Source organism: Streptomyces sp. NPDC093111 (assembly GCF_040683955.1).
In the GTDB taxonomy this organism is placed as follows: Bacteria; Actinomycetota; Actinomycetes; order Streptomycetales; family Streptomycetaceae; genus Streptomyces.
In genome coordinates, this window is record NZ_JBFBNW010000019.1 from 99,469 (window position 1) to 115,627 (window position 16,159).

Here is a 16,159-nt window from a genome sequence, read left to right on the forward strand (position 1 = left end):
CCCCCACCGGGTCCTTGAAAGAGAAGGAAGAACCGGCATGTCCGCTCTCGAGACTCTCGCCGCCGTCAACGGAAACGTCGCCTCCATCGGCTACGGCCTCGCGGCCATCGGCCCCGGCGTCGGCGTCGGCATCATCTTCGGTAACGGCACCCAGGCCCTCGCCCGTCAGCCCGAGGCCGCCGGCCTGATCCGTACCAACCAGATCATGGGTTTCGCCTTCTGTGAGGCGCTTGCCCTCATCGGCATCGTCATGGGCTTCGTCTACAAGTAAGCCGGACCGACAGCCCGACCCTTTTTACGGAAGGCACTGATGTGAACGCTCTGCTTCTTGCGGAAGCGGCGGAGCCCCAGCCTCCGCTCATCCCGCATCTCGATGAGCTCGTCATCGGCCTGATCGCCTTCGTCATCGTCTTCGGCTTCCTCGCCAAGAAGCTCATCCCGAACATCAACAAGGTTCTGGAAGAGCGCCGCGAGGCCATCGAGGGTGGCATCGAGAAGGCCGAGTCGGCCCAGATCGAGGCTCAGAGTGTGCTGGAGCAGTACAAGGCCCAGCTCGCCGAGGCCCGCCACGAAGCCGCGCGTCTCCGCCAGGAGGCGACGGAGCAGGGCACCGCGATCATCCAGGAGATGAAGGCGGAAGGCCAGCGCCAGCGCGAAGAGATCGTCGCGGCCGGTCACACCCAGATCGAGGCCGACCGCAAGGCCGCGTCCGCCGCGCTGCGTCAGGACGTGGGCAAGCTCGCCACCGACCTGGCCGCGAAGCTGGTCGGCGAGTCCCTCGAGGACATCGCCCGCCAGAGCCGCACCATCGACCGCTTCCTCGACGAGCTCGAGGAGAAGGCCGAGGCCGTCCGATGAACGGAGCGAGCCGCGAGGCACTGGGCGCCGCACGCGAGGCCCTCGACGCGCTGACCGACAACACGTCGGTCGACGCGGCGAAGCTCGCCGGTGAGCTGGCCGCGGTCACCGCGCTGCTCGACCGCGAGGTGTCGCTGCGCCGGGTCCTGACCGACCCGGCCCAGGCGGGCGAGGCCAAGGCCGAGCTCACGCAGCGACTCCTGGCCGGTCAGGTGGGCGGCGAGACCGTCGACCTGGTCTCCGGTCTGGTCCGCGCGCGTTGGTCGAGCTCCCGTGACCTGGTCGACGCGGTCGAGGAACTGGCGAACATCGCCGACCTCACCGCCGCCCAGCGGTCGGGTGCCCTCGACGACGTCGAGGACGAGCTGTTCCGGTTCGGCCGGATCGTCTCGTCCAACCCCGAGCTCCGCTCGGCGCTGACGGACAAGACCGCCACGGCCACGGCCAAGGGCGAGCTGCTGCGCAGCCTGCTCGGCGGCAAGGCCAACGCGGTCACGGAGCGACTCGTCGTCCGTCTGGTGACCCAGCCCCGTGGACGTAGCCTGGAAGCGGGACTCGAGTCCCTGTCCAAGCTCGCCGCGGCGCGCCGGGACCGGATGGTCGCGGTCGTCACCTCGGCGGTGCCGCTGAGCGATCAGCAGAAGCAGCGCCTCGGTGCCGTGCTGGCCAAGCTGTACGGCCGCCAGATGCACCTGAACCTGGACGTGGACCCGGCGGTCCTCGGCGGGATCACCGTGCGGGTCGGCGACGAGGTCATCGACGGCAGCATCGCGGAGCGCCTCGGCGAGGCGACCCGGCGACTGGCCGGCTGACACCAGCCGCCACACCAAGCAAGACAGCAACACATGCGGCCCGGTTGGGCCGTGCAGAGATTGCAGAAGTTCCTGGGGGTCGGCCCCCAGACCCCTAAGAAACTTCGGGCCCAACAAGGAGAGCAGGGAACCCAGATGGCGGAGCTCACGATCCGGCCGGAGGAGATCCGGGACGCGCTGGAGACCTTCGTCCAGTCGTACCAGCCGGACGCGGCCTCGCGCGAGGAGGTCGGCACGGTCAGCCTGGCCGGTGACGGCATCGCGAAGGTCGAGGGTCTTCCCTCGGCCATGGCGAACGAGCTGCTGAAGTTCGAGGACGGGACCCTCGGTCTCGCGCTGAACCTCGAAGAGCGCGAGATCGGCGCGATCGTCCTCGGCGAGTTCAGCGGCATCGAGGAGGGACAGTCGGTGCAGCGCACCGGCGAGGTCCTCTCCGTCGGTGTCGGTGAGGGTTACCTGGGTCGCGTCGTCGACCCGCTCGGCAACCCGATCGACGGTCTCGGCGAGATCGCGACCGAGGGCCGCCGCGCCCTCGAGCTGCAGGCCCCGGGCGTGATGGCCCGTAAGTCGGTCCACGAGCCGATGGAGACCGGCTACAAGGCCGTCGACGCCATGACGCCGGTCGGCCGTGGTCAGCGTCAGCTGATCATCGGTGACCGTCAGACCGGCAAGACCGCGCTGTGCATCGACACGATCATCAACCAGCGTGACAACTGGCGCTCGGGCGACGTGAACAAGCAGGTGCGCTGCATCTACGTCGCCGTCGGCCAGAAGGGCTCCACCATCGCGTCCGTCCGCGGCGCGCTGGAGGAGGCCGGTGCCCTCGAGTACACGACCATCGTCGCCGCCCCGGCGTCCGACCCGGCCGGCTTCAAGTACCTGGCGCCGTACACCGGTTCCGCCATCGGTCAGCACTGGATGTACCAGGGCAAGCACGTCCTGATCGTCTTCGACGACCTGTCGAAGCAGGCCGACGCCTACCGCGCCGTGTCGCTGCTGCTGCGCCGCCCGCCGGGCCGTGAGGCCTACCCGGGCGACGTCTTCTACCTGCACTCGCGTCTGCTCGAGCGCTGCGCGAAGCTGTCGGACGAGCTCGGCGCGGGTTCGATGACCGGTCTGCCGATCGTCGAGACGAAGGCCAACGACGTCTCGGCGTTCATCCCGACCAACGTCATCTCCATCACCGACGGCCAGTGCTTCCTGGAGTCCGACCTGTTCAACGCCGGCCAGCGTCCGGCCCTGAACGTCGGTATCTCGGTCTCCCGAGTCGGTGGCTCCGCCCAGCACCCGGCCATGAAGCAGATCGCCGGTCGCCTCCGCGTGGACCTGGCCCAGTTCCGTGAGCTGGAGGCCTTCGCGGCCTTCGGTTCGGACCTGGACGCCGCGTCGAAGGCGCAGCTGGAGCGTGGACAGCGGATGGTCGAGCTGCTCAAGCAGGCTCAGTACCAGCCGATGCCCACGGAGAACCAGGTCGTCTCGGTCTGGGCCGGCACCACCGGCAAGATGGACGACGTCCCGGTCGCCGACATCCGTCGCTTCGAGGCCGAGCTCCTGGCGTACCTGCGCCAGAGCCACTCCGGCCTGATGACCTCCATCCGTGAGGGCAAGAAGATGTCGAACGACACGCTGACGGCCGTCGCCGACGCCATCGCGGAGTTCAAGAAGCAGTTCGAGACGTCCGACGGCAAGCTGCTCGGCGAGGACGCTGTCGCCGTCAACGTCTCGAAGTGACGACGGAAGGGACCTGACTCATGGGAGCGCAGCTCCGGGTCTACAAGCGTCGCATCAAATCCGTCACCGCGACGAAGAAGATCACCAAGGCGATGGAGATGATCGCCGCCTCTCGCGTCGTCAAGGCGCAGCGCAAGGTGCAGGCGTCGACCCCGTACGCCACCGAGCTGACCCGCGCGGTCACCGCGGTGGCCACGGGGGCCAGCGACAAGCACGCGCTGACCACCGAGGCGGAGAACCCCGTCCGTGCCGCGGTCCTGCTCCTGTCGAGCGACCGCGGTCTGGCCGGCGCGTTCAACTCCAACGCCATCAAGGCGGCGGAGAAGCTCATCAAGCAGCTGGAGGGCGAGGGCCGCGCGGTCGACATCTATGTCGTCGGCCGCCGTGGTGTCGCGCACTTCAACTTCCGTGAGCGCAAGCTCAGCGACACGTGGACCGGCTTCACGGACGAGCCCACGTACGCGGACGCCAAGACGATCGCGGCACCGCTGATCGAGGCGATCGAGAAGGACACGGCCGAGGGTGGTGTGGACGAGCTCCACATCGTCTACACCGAGTTCGTCTCGATGATGACGCAGACGGCGGTCGAGGCCCGGCTGCTGCCCCTCAGCCTCGACGAGGTGGCGAAGGACGCCGGCGAGTCGGACACGCTCCGCCCGCTGTACGACTTCGAGCCGTCGGCGGAGGACGTCCTGGACGCCCTCCTGCCGCGCTACGTCGAAAGCCGGATCTACAACGCGCTGCTCCAGTCGGCTGCCTCCAAGCACGCCGCCACGCGCCGCGCGATGAAGTCGGCGACCGACAACGCGGGAGACTTGATCAACAACCTCTCCCGACTTGCCAACGCGGCCCGACAGGCCGAAATCACCCAGGAAATCAGCGAGATCGTCGGTGGCACCGCAGCCCTGGCCGACGCGACCGCGGGGAGTGACAAGTAATGACGACCACTGTTGAGACGGCCGCCGCCACGGGCCGCGTCGCCCGGGTCATCGGCCCGGTCGTCGACGTGGAGTTCCCCGTCGACGCGATGCCGGAGATCTACAACGCCCTGCACGTCGAGGTCGCCGACCCGGCCGAGGACGGCGCCCTCAAGACGCTGACCCTCGAGGTCGCGCAGCACCTCGGTGACGGCATCGTCCGTACCATCTCGATGCAGCCCACCGACGGTCTGGTCCGCCAGGCCCCCGTGGTCGACACCGGCAACGGCATCACGGTGCCCGTCGGTGACGTCACCAAGGGTCGCGTGTTCAACACGCTGGGCCAGATCCTGAACGAGCCCGAGGCGGAGTCGGAGGTCGGCGAGCGCTGGTCCATCCACCGCAAGGCCCCGGCGTTCGCGGACCTCGAGTCGAAGACCGAGATGTTCGAGACCGGCCTCAAGGTCGTCGACCTTCTCACCCCGTACGTCAAGGGTGGAAAGATCGGTCTGTTCGGTGGCGCCGGTGTCGGCAAGACCGTTCTGATCCAGGAAATGATCATGCGTGTGGCCAAGCTGCACGAGGGCGTTTCCGTCTTCGCCGGCGTCGGCGAGCGCACCCGTGAGGGCAACGACCTCATCGCGGAAATGGAAGAGTCCGGCGTTCTGGACAAGACCGCGCTGGTCTTCGGCCAGATGGACGAGCCCCCGGGCACCCGTCTGCGCGTGGCCCTGGCCGGTCTGACCATGGCGGAGTACTTCCGCGATGTGCAGAAGCAGGACGTGCTGTTCTTCATCGACAACATCTTCCGCTTCACGCAGGCCGGTTCCGAGGTCTCGACCCTGCTCGGCCGTATGCCCTCCGCGGTGGGTTACCAGCCGAACCTGGCCGACGAGATGGGTCTCCTCCAGGAGCGCATCACCTCGACCCGTGGTCACTCGATCACCTCGATGCAGGCGATCTACGTCCCCGCGGACGACCTCACCGACCCGGCGCCGGCGACCACCTTCGCCCACCTCGACGCGACGACGGTTCTCTCCCGTCCGATCTCCGAGAAGGGCATCTACCCGGCCGTGGACCCGCTGGACTCCACGTCCCGGATCCTGGACCCGCGCTACATCGCGCAGGAGCACTACGACGCCGCCACGCGCGTCAAGGGGATCCTGCAGAAGTACAAGGACCTCCAGGACATCATCGCGATCCTCGGTATCGACGAGCTGAGCGAGGAAGACAAGCTCGTCGTGCACCGCGCGCGTCGTGTCGAGCGCTTCCTGTCCCAGAACACCCACGCGGCGAAGCAGTTCACCGGTGTGGACGGTTCGGACGTTCCGCTCGACGAGTCGATCGCCGCGTTCAACGCGATCTGCGACGGTGAGTACGACCACTTCCCGGAGCAGGCCTTCTTCATGTGTGGTGGTCTCGAGGACCTCAAGAAGAACGCCAAGGAGCTCGGCGTCTCCTGAGCCCCGTGCTCGCCTGAGGGGGGCGGGAGACGTTCCCGCCCCCCTCTTCACGCCCTTTAGAATTGATCCCAACACCCGGCAGCACCGCCGGGTGGTGACCCGAGGAGCCACCCTTGGCTGCTGAGCTGCACGTCGAGCTGGTCGCCGCGGACCGGAGTGTCTGGTCTGGCGAGGCCACCCTGGTCATCGCGCGTACGACCTCCGGCGACATCGGCGTCATGCCCGGTCACCAGCCGCTGCTGGGTGTGCTGGAGTCGGGCCCGGTGACCATCCGTACGAGCGAGGGCGGCACTGTCGTCGCCGCCGTCCACGGCGGTTTCCTGTCGTTCGCCGATGACAAGCTGTCTCTGCTCGCGGAGATCGCCGAACTGGCGGACGAGATCGACGCCCAGCGCGCCGAGCGCGCGCTGGAGCGCGCGAAGACGGATTCGGACGGCGCCGCCGAGCGTCGCGCCGAGGTCCGGCTGCGCGCGGTATCGGTCCGCTAGCGGACCGCGCGAGAGCCCAAGCCCTCAGCCGCGGTACGGTCCGGAATTTTCCGGACCGTACCGCGGCTGAGGCGATGCAGATGCAGGTTGTATTCGGTACGGCCGGGTCCACCGGTTACGGGACGCAGCGAGGAGGTCGGTGAAGATGTTCCTCGCTCTGCTCGTGTGCGGCCTGGTCGTCGCACTGGTGGTGATCGGACTCTTCGTCTTCGGCTTGCGCCGCAGGCTGATCCAGCGCGCCGGCGGCACCTTCGACTGCTCCCTGCGGTGGAACGTCGCCGAGGAGCCGGACCCCTCCGGCAAGGGCTGGGTGTACGGCGTCGCCCGCTACAGCGGTGACGAGATCGCCTGGTTCCGCGTCTTCTCGTACGCCCCCCGCCCGCGCAGGGTCCTGGAGCGCTCGGCCATCGAGGTCGTGGAGCGCCGGATGCCCGAGGGCGAGGAGGAGCTCGCGCTGCTCTCCGACTCGGTGATCCAGGGCTGTCTGCACCGCGGCACCCGCCTGGAGCTGGCGATGAGCGAGGACGCGCTCACCGGCTTCCTCGCCTGGCTGGAGGCGGCGCCGCCCGGCCAGCGCGTCAATGTCGCCTGATCCCGCTTGTACCGTCCGGCCCGGCGAGTGCCACGTGTGGACCGCCCGGGCCGTTTCCGTGTCCGCTTCCGGGCATCTGTGCGCCCTGCTCGACGCGCGTGAGCGGCGGGTGTACGAGTCGCTGACGGGGGAGCCGGTCCGCGCGCAGTACCTGACCGCGCACGCGCTGCTGCGTTCGGTGCTCGGCGCCGCCCTGGACCGGGATCCGGCGGGGCTGGCCTTCGCGGCGGGCCCGCACGGCAAGCCCTTCCTGACGGACGCCCCGGTCGAGTTCTCGATCTCCCACTCGGGCGAGCTGGTCGCGGTCGCGCTCTCAGCCGGGGCGCCCGTCGGCGTCGACGTCGAGCGGATCACCCGGCTGGCGGAGCTGCCGCTGCCGGTGCTCTCGGAGCGGGAGCGGGCCGTCTTCGACGGGGTGCCGGGGCCGGAGCGGGCGGTGGCGTTCACCACGTACTGGGTGCGCAAGGAGGCGGTGCTGAAGGCGACCGGGGAGGGGCTGCGGGTGGATCCCGCGCGGCTCACGGTCTCCGCGCCGGACCGGCCGGCCGAGCTGCTGGCCTGGCGGGGCCGGGACGCCGTACAGCCGCACCCGGAGGTGCGGCTGTACGACCTGGACGCGGGGGAGGGCTACCGGGGCGCCGTCGCCCTGCTGGGCGGGGCGCACCGGATCGTCCGGCACGACGGGGGCGGCGTGCTGCGCCGCCCCCGCCGGATCGTGGGCTAGCTCAGCCCGCTGTTGATGGCGCCGACCAGCTCGCCGTTGCCGGTGTCGCCGCTGAACTCCCAGAAGAAGGCACCGCCGAGGCCCTGGTTCTTGGCCCAGCCCATCTTCGAGGTGACGGTGGCGGGGGTGTCGTAGCTCCACCAGTTGGTGCCGCAGTGGGCGTAGGCGGTGCCGGCGACGGTCCCGTTGGCCGGGCAGGAGTTCTTCAGGACCTTGTAGTCCTCGATGCCCTGCTCGTAGGTGCCCTGCGCCGGTCCGGTGGCGGTGCCGCCGGGCGCCGCCTGGGTGACGCCGGTCCAGCCGCGGCCGTAGAAGCCGATGCCGAGCAGCAGCTTGTTGCCGGGGACGCCCTGGGCCTTGAACTTGGCGATGGCCTCGGCGGAGTTGAAGCCCTGCTGCGGGATGCCGGCGTACGAGGTGAGCGGCGAGTGCGGGGCCGTCGGGCCCTTGGCCGCCCAGGCGCCGAAGAAGTCGTACGTCATCACGTTGAACCAGTTCATGTACGGCGCGGCGCCCGCGTAGTCGGTGGCGTCGATCTTGCCGCCGGTGGAGGCGTCGGCCGTGACGGCCGCGGTGACCAGGGCGTTCGCGCCGAACTTGGCACGCATGGCCTGCATCATGTTCTTGAAGGCGGCCGGGCCGCTGGTGTCGCAGGACAGACCGCAGGCGTTGGGGTACTCCCAGTCCAGGTCGATGCCGTCGAAGACGTCGGCCCAGCGCGGGTCCTCGACCAGGTCGTAGCAGGACTGGGCGAAGGCGGTCGGGTTCTGGACGGCCTGGCCGAAGCCGCCGGACCAGGTCCAGCCGCCGAAGGACCAGATGACCTTGATGTTCGGGTAGGCCTTCTTCAGCTTGCGCAGCTGGTTGAAGTTGCCGCGCAGGGGCTGGTCCCAGGTGTCGGCGACGCCGTCGACGGACTGGTCGGCGGTGTAGGCCTTGTCGTAGTCGGCGTAGGAGTCGCCGATGGTGCACTTGCCGCCGGTGACGTTGCCGAAGGCGTAGTTGATGTGCGTGATCTTGGGCGCGGAGCCGGAGGTCACGATGTTCTTCACGTGGTAGTTGCGCCCGTAGACGCCCCAGTTGGTGAAGTAGCCCATCTTCACGACGTTCGGGGGCGGGGTGCCGCCTCCGCCACCGGTGGTGCGGACCGGGGTCGCGGCGCTGGCCGGGCCGGTCTGGTCGATGGTGTCGCGGGCGACGACCGTGTAGCTGTAGTCGGTGCCGGCGGTGAGCCCGCTGTCCGTGTACGTGAGGGCGGTCGTGGTGGTGACCTTGGTGCCGTCGCGCAGCACGTCGTAGTTCTTGACGCCCTTGTCGTCGGTGGCCGCGCTCCAGGTGAGCTTCACCGAGGTGTCGGTGATGGCGGAGGCGGCCGGGGCGCCGGGCGCGGAGGGCGGGTTGTCCCCGGGCTGGGTGGAGCCGTCGCAGGAAGCGCCGTTGATCTTACAGCCGCTGGGCGCGCCGGTGCCGCTGCCGTTGAAGCCGAAGGAGATGGAGGCGCCGGGGGCGAGGGTGCCGTTCCAGGAGAGGTTCTTGGCGGTCCAGTGGTTCGCCGCGCCGGTGACGGTGGCGTCCCAGGCGGAGGTGACCGCGGTGCCGGCGGGGTAGTCCCACTCGACGGTCCAGGAGGAGAGCGAGGTGGTGCCGGTGTTCTTCACCGTCCACTTGCCCTCGAAGCCGGAGCCCCAGTCGGAGGCCTTGGTGTACGTGGCGGTGGCCGAGGTGGCGGCCTCGGCGGGGGCGGCGAGGCCGATCATGGCGGCCAGCGGCAGGACGAGGGCGGTCAGACCGGCGGCAGCCCGGTGTCTGAACCCTGCTCTGCGCGTCGGTGCTTGAGTGCTCAACGGTGCTCCTCAAGTTGCGGACGACAAGGGTGGGGGTGGTCCGAAAAGGTGCGCGCGCCCGCCGAGCGTAGAAAGGTCTGGACCAGCCGTCAAGAGGTCCAGACCAACGTTGGAACGGTCTCTCTCAGATTTCTCTCAGATATCTCGCGGGTATGTGCCAGGCATCCCGCGGGTACGTGCCAGGACTTCCGGCGCTCCTCAGCGGATCCCCAACTCCTGTGCCAGCACCGCCGCTTGGACCCGGCTGCGCAGCTCCAGCTTCCCCAGCACCTTGCTGACGTGCGTCTTCACCGTGGCCTCCGCCATGTCGAGGCGGACCGCGATCTCCGCGTTCGACAGACCGGCGCCCAGCGCCCCGAGCACCTCCCGCTCACGGGGCGTCAGCCGGTCCGTGATCCCCGGGTCGACCGTCGGCGCGGGACGGCTCGGGGTCGCGAACTCGGCGATCAGCCGGCGGGTCACCGCGGGCGCGATCAGCCCCTCGCCGCCCGCCACCGTCCGCACCGCCCCGATCAGGTCCTTGGCGTCCGTGTTCTTCAGGAGGAAGCCGGAGGCCCCGGCCCGCAGCGCCCCGAAGACGTACTCGTCCAGGTCGAAGGTGGTCAGCACCAGCACGTCCGCCAGGCCCTCCGCCACCACCTGACGGGTCGCCGTCACCCCGTCCATCCGCGGCATCTGCACGTCCATCAGGACCAGGTCCGGGCGCAGTTCACGGGCCAGCTCCACGGCCCGCTCACCGTCCGCGGCCTCGCCGACCACCTCGATGTCCGGGGCGCTGCCCAGGATCAGCACCAGCCCCGCGCGCACCGCGCTCTGGTCCTCCGCGACCACGATCCGGATCGTCATGCCTCCGGTGTCCTCTCCTCGGCGGGCAGCTCGGCCCGCACCCGCCAGATCTTCGTCCCGTCCGCGCCCGGCACGGGTCCCGCCTCGAACTCCCCGCCGAGCAGCGCCACCCGCTCCCGCATCCCGACCAGACCGGCCCCCGAGCCGGGGGCGCGCGGGCCCGGCCGGTCCCCGAACGGGCTGGTCACCCGCACCGCCAGGGCCCGCTCGTCACGCGCCAGGGTCACGGTGACCGTACCGGCCGCCGCGTGCTTGAGGGCGTTGGTCAGCGACTCCTGGACGATCCGGTACGCGGCCAGCTCGACCGGCGCCGGGAGCTGCTCCCCGGTCTCCTCGCGGGTGTCGTCGAGCCGGAACACGAGCCCGCTGCTCGCGCCGTTCGTCCGGGCCTGCGCCACCAGGGCGTCCAGGCCGGAGAGCCGGGGCACGGCGGCGGGCGCGGTGTCGTCGGAGCTGTCCCGGAGCAGGCCGATCAGCCGCCGCATCTCGGCGAGCCCGGCCACGCTGTTCTCCCGGATCACGCCCAGCGCCTGCCGGGTGGTGGCCTCGTCGTCCAGGGAGAGCGCGGCCGTGGAGTGGATCGCGATCGCCGACAGGTGGTTGGCGACCATGTCGTGCAGTTCCCGGGCCATCCGGGCGCGTTCGGCGACGACGGCCTGGGCCCGGTCCATCTCGGCCAGCAGCGCGGTCTGCTCCGCGCGCAGCCGGGCCGACTCGGCGGCCTCCCGGTGGTTGCGCACGACGGCGCCGGTGACCGCGGGCAGGAACGACACCATGCCGCTGACCACGCCGACCAGCAGGGCGATCGCGTTCTGCCACCAGACCAGCAGGCCGATCGTCAGGCCGACGGTGATCAGGCCGGTCGAGTACGGGATCCGCTTGGCCGAGGAGGGCGTCCCGTACACCACGGCGGCGTAGACGACGTCCGTGAACATGAGCACCGTGGCGAGATTGCCGTTGGTCAGCTGGTCGGCGACGATCGCGAGGGTACCGACGGTCAGGGCCGTCCGGGGCGCGGTGCGGCGCACGGCCTCCATCGAGGCCATCACCACGAGCGGGATCAGCGTCGCCCAGGGCTGCGGGAAGACGTTGTCGACCTTGGTGTACAGCCCGAACGACCACAGCAGCAGGCCGCAGGCGAGGCCGGCGGCGGCGATGAACAGGTCGTCACGGTGGGGTCGGGGGAGGCGCACCCCTCCATCCAACACGCCGGTCCGGGCCGGGACGTCCTCGTACGGGGCGAGCCGCCCCTCCGTCGAAGGATGTAGACGCGGTTCCTCACCGCCGACGACGCGCCCGGCCCCGCCGGCCGCGAGGCTGGTGGGGTACCGGAAGGGGAGTCCCGTGATCGTCACCCTGATCGTGATCTGCGAGGTCGGCTTCTGGGTCCTGCTCGCCGCCGGGCTCGCCGCGCGCTACCTGTGGCGCAAGCCGCGCCTCGGCCTGGCCCTGCTGCTGGGCGAGCCGCTCCTGGAGGTGGTGCTGCTGGTGGTCACCGCGATCGACCTCAAGAACGGCGCCGACCCGAGCTGGAAGCACGGGCTGGCCGCGGTCTACATCGGCTACACCGTCGGCCACGGCCATCGCACCGTGCGCTGGCTCGACGGGCACGCCGCCCACCGCCTCGGCGGCGGCCCGCCGCCCGAGGGGCCGCCGAAGTACGGCATGGCCCGGGCCCGCCACGAGGGCCGGGTGTGGCTCGGCTCGCTGGTGGCGGCGTCCGTCGCGACCGGCCTGCTGCTCCTGGCCGCCTGGTACGTCGGCGACTCCGGCGACACCGGGTCCCTCACGGGCTGGATCGCCGTCGCCTGGCGGGCGGCCGGCATCCACGGCCTGATCGCCCTCTCGTACGCGCTCTTCCCGAAGAAGGCGCCGAAGCCGAAGGCGTCAGCGGTCCCCGCCCGGGACCCACAGGACGTCCCCGACCTCCTTGTTCGCGGTCCGGGCCAGGATGAAGAGCAGGTCCGATAGGCGGTTGAGGTACGTGGCGGTCAGCGGGTTCATCGTCTCGCCGTGCACCTCGATCGCGGCCCACGTCGAGCGCTCCGCCCGCCGGACCACGGTGCACGCCTGGTGCAGCAGCGCGGCGCCGGGCGTGCCGCCGGGCAGGATGAAGGAGCGCAGCTTGTCCAGCCGCTCCAGGAACAGGTCGCAGTCGGCCTCCAGCTTGTCGACGTAGCTCTGCTCGACGCGCAGCGGCGGGTACTGCGGGTCGGGGACCACCGGGGTCGACAGGTCCGCGCCCACGTCGAACAGGTCGTTCTGCACACGGACGAGGACCTTCACGACCTCCTCGTCGAGCCGGCCGAGCGCGACGGCCGTGCCGATGACGGCGTTGGCCTCGTTGGCGTCGGCGTAGGCGGAGATCCGCAGATCGGTCTTGGCGGTCCGGCTCATGTCGCCGAGGGCGGTGGTGCCCTTGTCGCCGGTGCGGGTGTAGATGCGCGTCAGGTTGACCATGGGGCCAGCCTAGTTAGGCCTGGGCCCCGCGGAAGGTGCGTGTGCCCACCGTCACGGCCAGCGCGGTGAGTCCGACGGCGACCAGCACTCCGTACAGCATCGTCGTGGTCGCGTACCGCCCGACGTAGGCGTCCCGGACCGCGTCCACCAGGTAGCGGAACGGCATCAGGCGCGAGAGCAGGTCGAGCCAGCCGGGGGCGAGGGTCATCGGCAGCATCAGCCCGGACAGCAGCATCGAGGGCACCGCGAGGGTGTTGATCGCGGGCCCGAACTCCTGCGGGCTGCGCAGCTTCAGCGCCAGCGCGTACGAGAGGGAGGCCAGCGCGAAGGTCAGCAGCGCCACGAAGCCGAAGCCGATCAGGATGCCGGCGAGCGGTGCCCGGAGCCCCATGAGCAGGGCGGCGAGCACCAGCAGCACGGCCTGGAAGACGAAGAGCGCGGCGTCCCGCAGGACCCGGCCGAGGAGCAGCGCGAGCCGGCTCACGGGGGTGACGCGCATCCGTTCGAGGACGCCCCAGTTCTTCTCCATGATGACCGCGAAGCCGGCGAAGGAGGCGCCGAAGAGGCCGAGCTGGAGCAGCAGTCCGGGGACCAGGACCTGCCAGGAGTCGCCGGTGCGGCCGAGCGGCAGGCCGGTGAGCAGGGGGCCGAAGAGGAGCAGGTAGAGCAGCGGCATCAGCACGCCGAAGAAGATCTGGAACGGCGAGCGCAGGGTCTGGCGGGCGTAGCGGCGGAAGAGCACCGCGGTGTCGTGCAGGGGCATGGGGAACTCCTGGTGCGGGCGCCGGAGCGCGGTCAGACGGAGACGGGCGCGGTGTCGGCGGGCGCGGGGCCGCGGCCGGTGAGGGCCAGGAACGCGTCCTGGAGGGTGTCGGCGCCGTGCGCGGCCTTGAGCGCGGCGGGGGTGTCGTCGGCGATGACGACGCCCTGGTCCACGACGACCAGGCGGTCGGCGAGGGCGTCGGCCTCGTCGAGGTAGTGGGTGGTCAGGACGACGGTGGTGCCGTGCTCGTCGCGCAGCCGGCGCACCAGGGCCCACAGGTCGGCGCGGCTGCCCGGGTCGAGGCCGGTGGTCGGCTCGTCGAGGAAGAGCAGCTCCGGGCGGTGGGTGAGGCCGAGGGCGAGGTCCAGGCGCCGCCGCTGGCCGCCGGAGAGGGCGGTGGTGGAGCGGTCGAGGAGCGCGGTCAGGTCGAGGTCCTCGGCGAGTTCGGCCGCGCGGGCCTCGGCGCGGGGGCGGCGGAGCCCGTACAGGCGCCCCTGGAGGACCAGCTCGGAGCGCACGGTCTCCTGGGGGTCGACCCCGCCGGACTGGGCGACGTAGCCGATCCCGCGCCGCACGCCCACGGGGTCGCGGACGAGGTCGTGGCCGGCGACGGTGGCGGCGCCGCCGGTGGGCGCGAGCAGGGTGGTGAGCATCCGCAGGGTGGTGGTCTTGCCGGCTCCGTTGGGTCCGAGGAAGCCGACGATCTCGCCCGGCCGCACGGTGAGGTCGATCCCGCGGACGGCGTGGACCTCGCCCTTGGGCGTGCGGAAGGTCCGGGACAGCCCGGAGGTGCTGATGATTGGCATGGTGACCACAAAAACAGAGTCACTGAAATTTTGCAACGTCTCCAAAATTAAAGGACGCCTAGGATGGGCGCATGGCTGAGGGGCTCAGGGAACGCAAGAAGCGTCAGACGAAACAGCGGATCTCGGACATCGCGACCGGGCTCTTCCTGGAGCGCGGTTTCACGGCCGTCACGGTCGCGGAGATCGCGGAGGCGGCCGACGTCTCCGTCAACACCGTCTACAACTACTTCCCGGCCAAGGAGGACCTCTTCCTCGACCGGATGGAGGGCATCACCCACCGGCTCGCGCGGATGATCCGCGGCCGGGACCAGGGGGAGTCCGCGGCCCGCGCCGTGCTGCGCGAGATCCGCGGGCACGTCACCGCCGTCTCTCCCGCGTACGGACTGATGGACGGCTACGACGCCTTCATGCGGGTGATCGACGACGCGCCCACCCTCAAGGCCCGCCTCTTCCACCTCCAGCAGGAGGTCCGCGAGACCACCGTCGCCGCGCTCCGCGAGGACACCGGCGCCCCGGCGGACGACCCGATGCCGCTGCTCGTCGGCAGCCAGATCGCCTGGATCCAGGACACCGTCATCGGCTTCATCAGCGCCGAGATGACCGCCGGCCGCAAGGCGTCCGAGGTCTCCCGCGAGGCCCTCGACCTGCTCGACGAGATCGAGGACCTGCTGGGCGGGCGCGTGCTCGGCTACGCGGTGCGCACCGGCTGAGCCGCCCGCACCCCCGCCGCCAGCGCACCGGCCGCGCGGATGGCCTGCTCCTCGGTGGTGAAGCGGCCGAAGCCGACCCGGACGCTGCCCCGGATCCGCTCCGGCGGCAGCCCGATCGCGGTCAGCACGTGGGACGGCTCCTGCGCCGAGCTGTTGCACGCCGAACCCGAGGAGACGGCGACCGCCGTGACCTCCAGGAGCAGCTGCTGGGCGTCCGCCCCCGCGAACGACAGGTTCACCGCGTGCGGCAGGAACCCCACGCCCGTACCGCTGTTGAGCGTGTACGGCACGAGCTCGGCCAGCTCCGCGAGGAACCGCCCGCGCAGCGCGGCCAGCCGGCCCGCCTCCCGCTCGCGGCCCGCCGCCAGCAGCTCCACCGCCGTGCCGAGACCCACGACGGCGGCCGTGTTCAGCGTGCCGGCCCGCAGCCCGCGCTCCTGCCCGCCGCCGTGCAGCAGCGGCACCAGCGGCGCCCGGTCCGACAGCTCGTTGGACACGTACAGGACGCCGATGCCCTTCGGGCCGTAGATCTTGTGCCCCGAGAAGGTCAGCAGGTCGACGCCCAGCTCCCGCACGTCCACCGGAAGGCTGCCCACGCCCTGGGTGGCGTCGCAGTGCAGCGGCACCCCGGCCGCCCGGGTCAGCTCGGCGATCCGCGCCACCGGCTGGATCGTGGAGACCTCGTTGTTGGCGAGCATCACCGACACCAGCGCCGTCTCCGGCCGCAGCGCCGCCGCGACCCGCGCCGGGTCCACCCGGCCCTCGGCGTCGACCGGCAGCACGGTCACCTCGTGGCCCGCCGCGCGCAGCGAACGGCAGGTGTCCAGCACGGACTTGTGCTCCACCGCCGTCGTCACCACGTGCCGGGCCCGGCCGCCGGGGCCGCGCCCGAGGACGCCCTTGACGGCGAGGTTGTTGCCCTCGGTGGCGCCGGAGGTGAAGTAGACCTCGCTGCGCGCCGCCCCGATGAACCGGGCCACGGTGCCGCGCGCCCGCTCGACCTCGCGGAAGGCCCGGATGCCGGCCGCGTGCGGGCTCGACGGGTTGGCGAAGCACTCCGTCGCTGCGGTGTGCATCGCGTCGGCGACCGCCGGGTCCATCGGGGTGGTCGCCTGGTGGTCGAGATAGATCGTCGCCATGTCGCG

At 70.8% G+C, this 16,159-nt stretch carries 18 protein-coding genes; 11 read left to right on the forward strand and 7 right to left on the reverse strand.

Going from position 1 to position 16,159, the window contains the following annotated elements; all coding sequences use genetic code 11:
* Positions 1 to 37: 37 nt before the first annotated feature.
* From atpE to AB0Q96_RS29980, 9 genes are all read left to right on the forward strand, one after another.
* Entirely contained in the window at positions 38 to 271 is a 234-nt protein-coding gene (atpE, locus tag AB0Q96_RS29940) for an ATP synthase F0 subunit C (RefSeq protein ID WP_010474382.1), read from the forward strand.
* Between the two features lie 41 nt (positions 272 to 312).
* Positions 313 to 858, forward strand: a complete 546-nt coding sequence (locus AB0Q96_RS29945) for a F0F1 ATP synthase subunit B (RefSeq protein WP_365330837.1) — start codon at positions 313 to 315, stop codon at positions 856 to 858.
* Positions 855 to 1,670 carry a F0F1 ATP synthase subunit delta gene (locus AB0Q96_RS29950; RefSeq protein WP_365330839.1) on the forward strand — a complete coding sequence of 272 codons (816 nt, stop codon included), beginning with the start codon at positions 855 to 857 and terminating at the stop codon, positions 1,668 to 1,670. Before AB0Q96_RS29945 ends, AB0Q96_RS29950 begins: the two co-directional genes overlap by 4 nt.
* A gap of 135 nt (positions 1,671 to 1,805) precedes the next feature.
* Positions 1,806 to 3,401 carry a F0F1 ATP synthase subunit alpha gene (atpA, locus tag AB0Q96_RS29955; RefSeq protein WP_365330841.1) on the forward strand — a complete coding sequence of 532 codons (1,596 nt, stop codon included), beginning with the start codon at positions 1,806 to 1,808 and terminating at the stop codon, positions 3,399 to 3,401.
* Between the two features lie 20 nt (positions 3,402 to 3,421).
* The gene (locus AB0Q96_RS29960) at positions 3,422 to 4,339 is read left to right on the forward strand and encodes a F0F1 ATP synthase subunit gamma (protein WP_365330842.1); all 918 of its coding nucleotides are present in this window, start codon (positions 3,422 to 3,424) and stop codon (positions 4,337 to 4,339) included.
* Positions 4,339 to 5,781 (forward strand): F0F1 ATP synthase subunit beta, encoded by a 1,443-nt coding sequence (atpD, locus tag AB0Q96_RS29965; protein WP_365330844.1) that lies wholly within the window; start codon positions 4,339 to 4,341, stop codon positions 5,779 to 5,781. Before AB0Q96_RS29960 ends, atpD begins: the two co-directional genes overlap by 1 nt.
* A 113-nt stretch (positions 5,782 to 5,894) precedes the next feature.
* Positions 5,895 to 6,269: a F0F1 ATP synthase subunit epsilon gene (locus AB0Q96_RS29970; protein ID WP_365330846.1), complete on the forward strand. Its 375-nt coding sequence runs from the start codon at positions 5,895 to 5,897 to the stop codon at positions 6,267 to 6,269.
* A gap of 145 nt (positions 6,270 to 6,414) precedes the next feature.
* Positions 6,415 to 6,861, forward strand: coding sequence for a DUF2550 domain-containing protein (locus AB0Q96_RS29975; protein ID WP_351666343.1), 447 nt, complete (start codon positions 6,415 to 6,417; stop codon positions 6,859 to 6,861).
* A gap of 58 nt (positions 6,862 to 6,919) precedes the next feature.
* Complete coding sequence (locus tag AB0Q96_RS29980; RefSeq protein WP_365330848.1) at positions 6,920 to 7,585, forward strand: 4'-phosphopantetheinyl transferase superfamily protein; 666 nt, start codon at positions 6,920 to 6,922, stop codon at positions 7,583 to 7,585.
* On the opposite strand, the gene AB0Q96_RS29985 is transcribed toward AB0Q96_RS29980, so the two are convergent.
* The 3 genes from AB0Q96_RS29985 to AB0Q96_RS29995 form a co-directional block, all read right to left on the reverse strand.
* A complete protein-coding gene (locus AB0Q96_RS29985; RefSeq protein WP_365330930.1) occupies positions 7,582 to 9,342 on the reverse strand; it encodes a glycoside hydrolase family 18 chitinase in 1,761 nt (586 codons plus the stop codon). The two genes, AB0Q96_RS29980 and AB0Q96_RS29985, sit on opposite strands and share 4 nt — an antisense overlap.
* Before the next feature lie 285 nt (positions 9,343 to 9,627).
* Positions 9,628 to 10,275: a response regulator transcription factor gene (locus tag AB0Q96_RS29990; RefSeq protein WP_365330850.1), complete on the reverse strand. Its 648-nt coding sequence runs from the start codon at positions 10,273 to 10,275 to the stop codon at positions 9,628 to 9,630.
* The gene (locus tag AB0Q96_RS29995; protein WP_365330932.1) at positions 10,272 to 11,468 is read right to left on the reverse strand and encodes a histidine kinase; all 1,197 of its coding nucleotides are present in this window, start codon (positions 11,466 to 11,468) and stop codon (positions 10,272 to 10,274) included. The genes AB0Q96_RS29990 and AB0Q96_RS29995 overlap by 4 nt, the downstream gene beginning before the upstream one ends.
* Positions 11,469 to 11,619: 151 nt before the next feature.
* Between AB0Q96_RS29995 and AB0Q96_RS30000 the strand changes: the two genes are divergently transcribed.
* A complete protein-coding gene (locus AB0Q96_RS30000) occupies positions 11,620 to 12,246 on the forward strand; it encodes a hypothetical protein (protein ID WP_365330851.1) in 627 nt (208 codons plus the stop codon).
* On the opposite strand, the gene AB0Q96_RS30005 is transcribed toward AB0Q96_RS30000, so the two are convergent.
* From AB0Q96_RS30005 to AB0Q96_RS30015, 3 genes are read right to left on the reverse strand one after another with little or no spacing between them, the layout of a single operon-like run.
* Entirely contained in the window at positions 12,163 to 12,735 is a 573-nt protein-coding gene (locus tag AB0Q96_RS30005; protein ID WP_365330853.1) for a cob(I)yrinic acid a,c-diamide adenosyltransferase, read from the reverse strand. The genes AB0Q96_RS30000 and AB0Q96_RS30005 overlap by 84 nt on opposite strands.
* 13 nt (positions 12,736 to 12,748) lie before the next feature.
* Positions 12,749 to 13,498 carry an ABC transporter permease gene (locus AB0Q96_RS30010; protein ID WP_365330855.1) on the reverse strand — a complete coding sequence of 250 codons (750 nt, stop codon included), beginning with the start codon at positions 13,496 to 13,498 and terminating at the stop codon, positions 12,749 to 12,751.
* 32 nt (positions 13,499 to 13,530) lie between these two features.
* Positions 13,531 to 14,304, reverse strand: a complete 774-nt coding sequence (locus AB0Q96_RS30015; protein ID WP_365330856.1) for an ATP-binding cassette domain-containing protein — start codon at positions 14,302 to 14,304, stop codon at positions 13,531 to 13,533.
* Between the two features lie 71 nt (positions 14,305 to 14,375).
* On the opposite strand from AB0Q96_RS30015, the gene AB0Q96_RS30020 reads away from it, so the two are divergent.
* Complete coding sequence (locus AB0Q96_RS30020) at positions 14,376 to 15,014, forward strand: TetR/AcrR family transcriptional regulator (protein ID WP_365330858.1); 639 nt, start codon at positions 14,376 to 14,378, stop codon at positions 15,012 to 15,014.
* Here the strand turns inward: AB0Q96_RS30020 and AB0Q96_RS30025 are convergent.
* Positions 14,993 to 16,153, reverse strand: a complete 1,161-nt coding sequence (locus AB0Q96_RS30025) for a cysteine desulfurase family protein (RefSeq protein WP_365330860.1) — start codon at positions 16,151 to 16,153, stop codon at positions 14,993 to 14,995. The genes AB0Q96_RS30020 and AB0Q96_RS30025 overlap by 22 nt on opposite strands.
* Positions 16,154 to 16,159 lie beyond the last annotated feature (6 nt).

Coding starts and splice junctions, on each gene's coding strand:
- atpE (WP_010474382.1), top strand. CDS start 38: ATGTCCGCTCTCGAGACTCTCGCCGCCGTCAACGGAAACGTCGCCTCC.
- AB0Q96_RS29950 (WP_365330839.1), top strand. CDS start 855: ATGAACGGAGCGAGCCGCGAGGCACTGGGCGCCGCACGCGAGGCCCTC.
- atpA (WP_365330841.1), top strand. CDS start 1,806: ATGGCGGAGCTCACGATCCGGCCGGAGGAGATCCGGGACGCGCTGGAG.
- AB0Q96_RS29960 (WP_365330842.1), top strand. CDS start 3,422: ATGGGAGCGCAGCTCCGGGTCTACAAGCGTCGCATCAAATCCGTCACC.
- atpD (WP_365330844.1), top strand. CDS start 4,339: ATGACGACCACTGTTGAGACGGCCGCCGCCACGGGCCGCGTCGCCCGG.
- AB0Q96_RS29975 (WP_351666343.1), top strand. CDS start 6,415: ATGTTCCTCGCTCTGCTCGTGTGCGGCCTGGTCGTCGCACTGGTGGTG.
- AB0Q96_RS29985 (WP_365330930.1), bottom strand. CDS start 9,342: ATGATCGGCCTCGCCGCCCCCGCCGAGGCCGCCACCTCGGCCACCGCC.
- AB0Q96_RS29990 (WP_365330850.1), bottom strand. CDS start 10,275: ATGACGATCCGGATCGTGGTCGCGGAGGACCAGAGCGCGGTGCGCGCG.
- AB0Q96_RS30005 (WP_365330853.1), bottom strand. CDS start 12,735: ATGGTCAACCTGACGCGCATCTACACCCGCACCGGCGACAAGGGCACC.
- AB0Q96_RS30010 (WP_365330855.1), bottom strand. CDS start 13,498: ATGCCCCTGCACGACACCGCGGTGCTCTTCCGCCGCTACGCCCGCCAG.
- AB0Q96_RS30015 (WP_365330856.1), bottom strand. CDS start 14,304: ATGCCAATCATCAGCACCTCCGGGCTGTCCCGGACCTTCCGCACGCCC.
- AB0Q96_RS30020 (WP_365330858.1), top strand. CDS start 14,376: ATGGCTGAGGGGCTCAGGGAACGCAAGAAGCGTCAGACGAAACAGCGG.
- AB0Q96_RS30025 (WP_365330860.1), bottom strand. CDS start 16,153: ATGGCGACGATCTATCTCGACCACCAGGCGACCACCCCGATGGACCCG.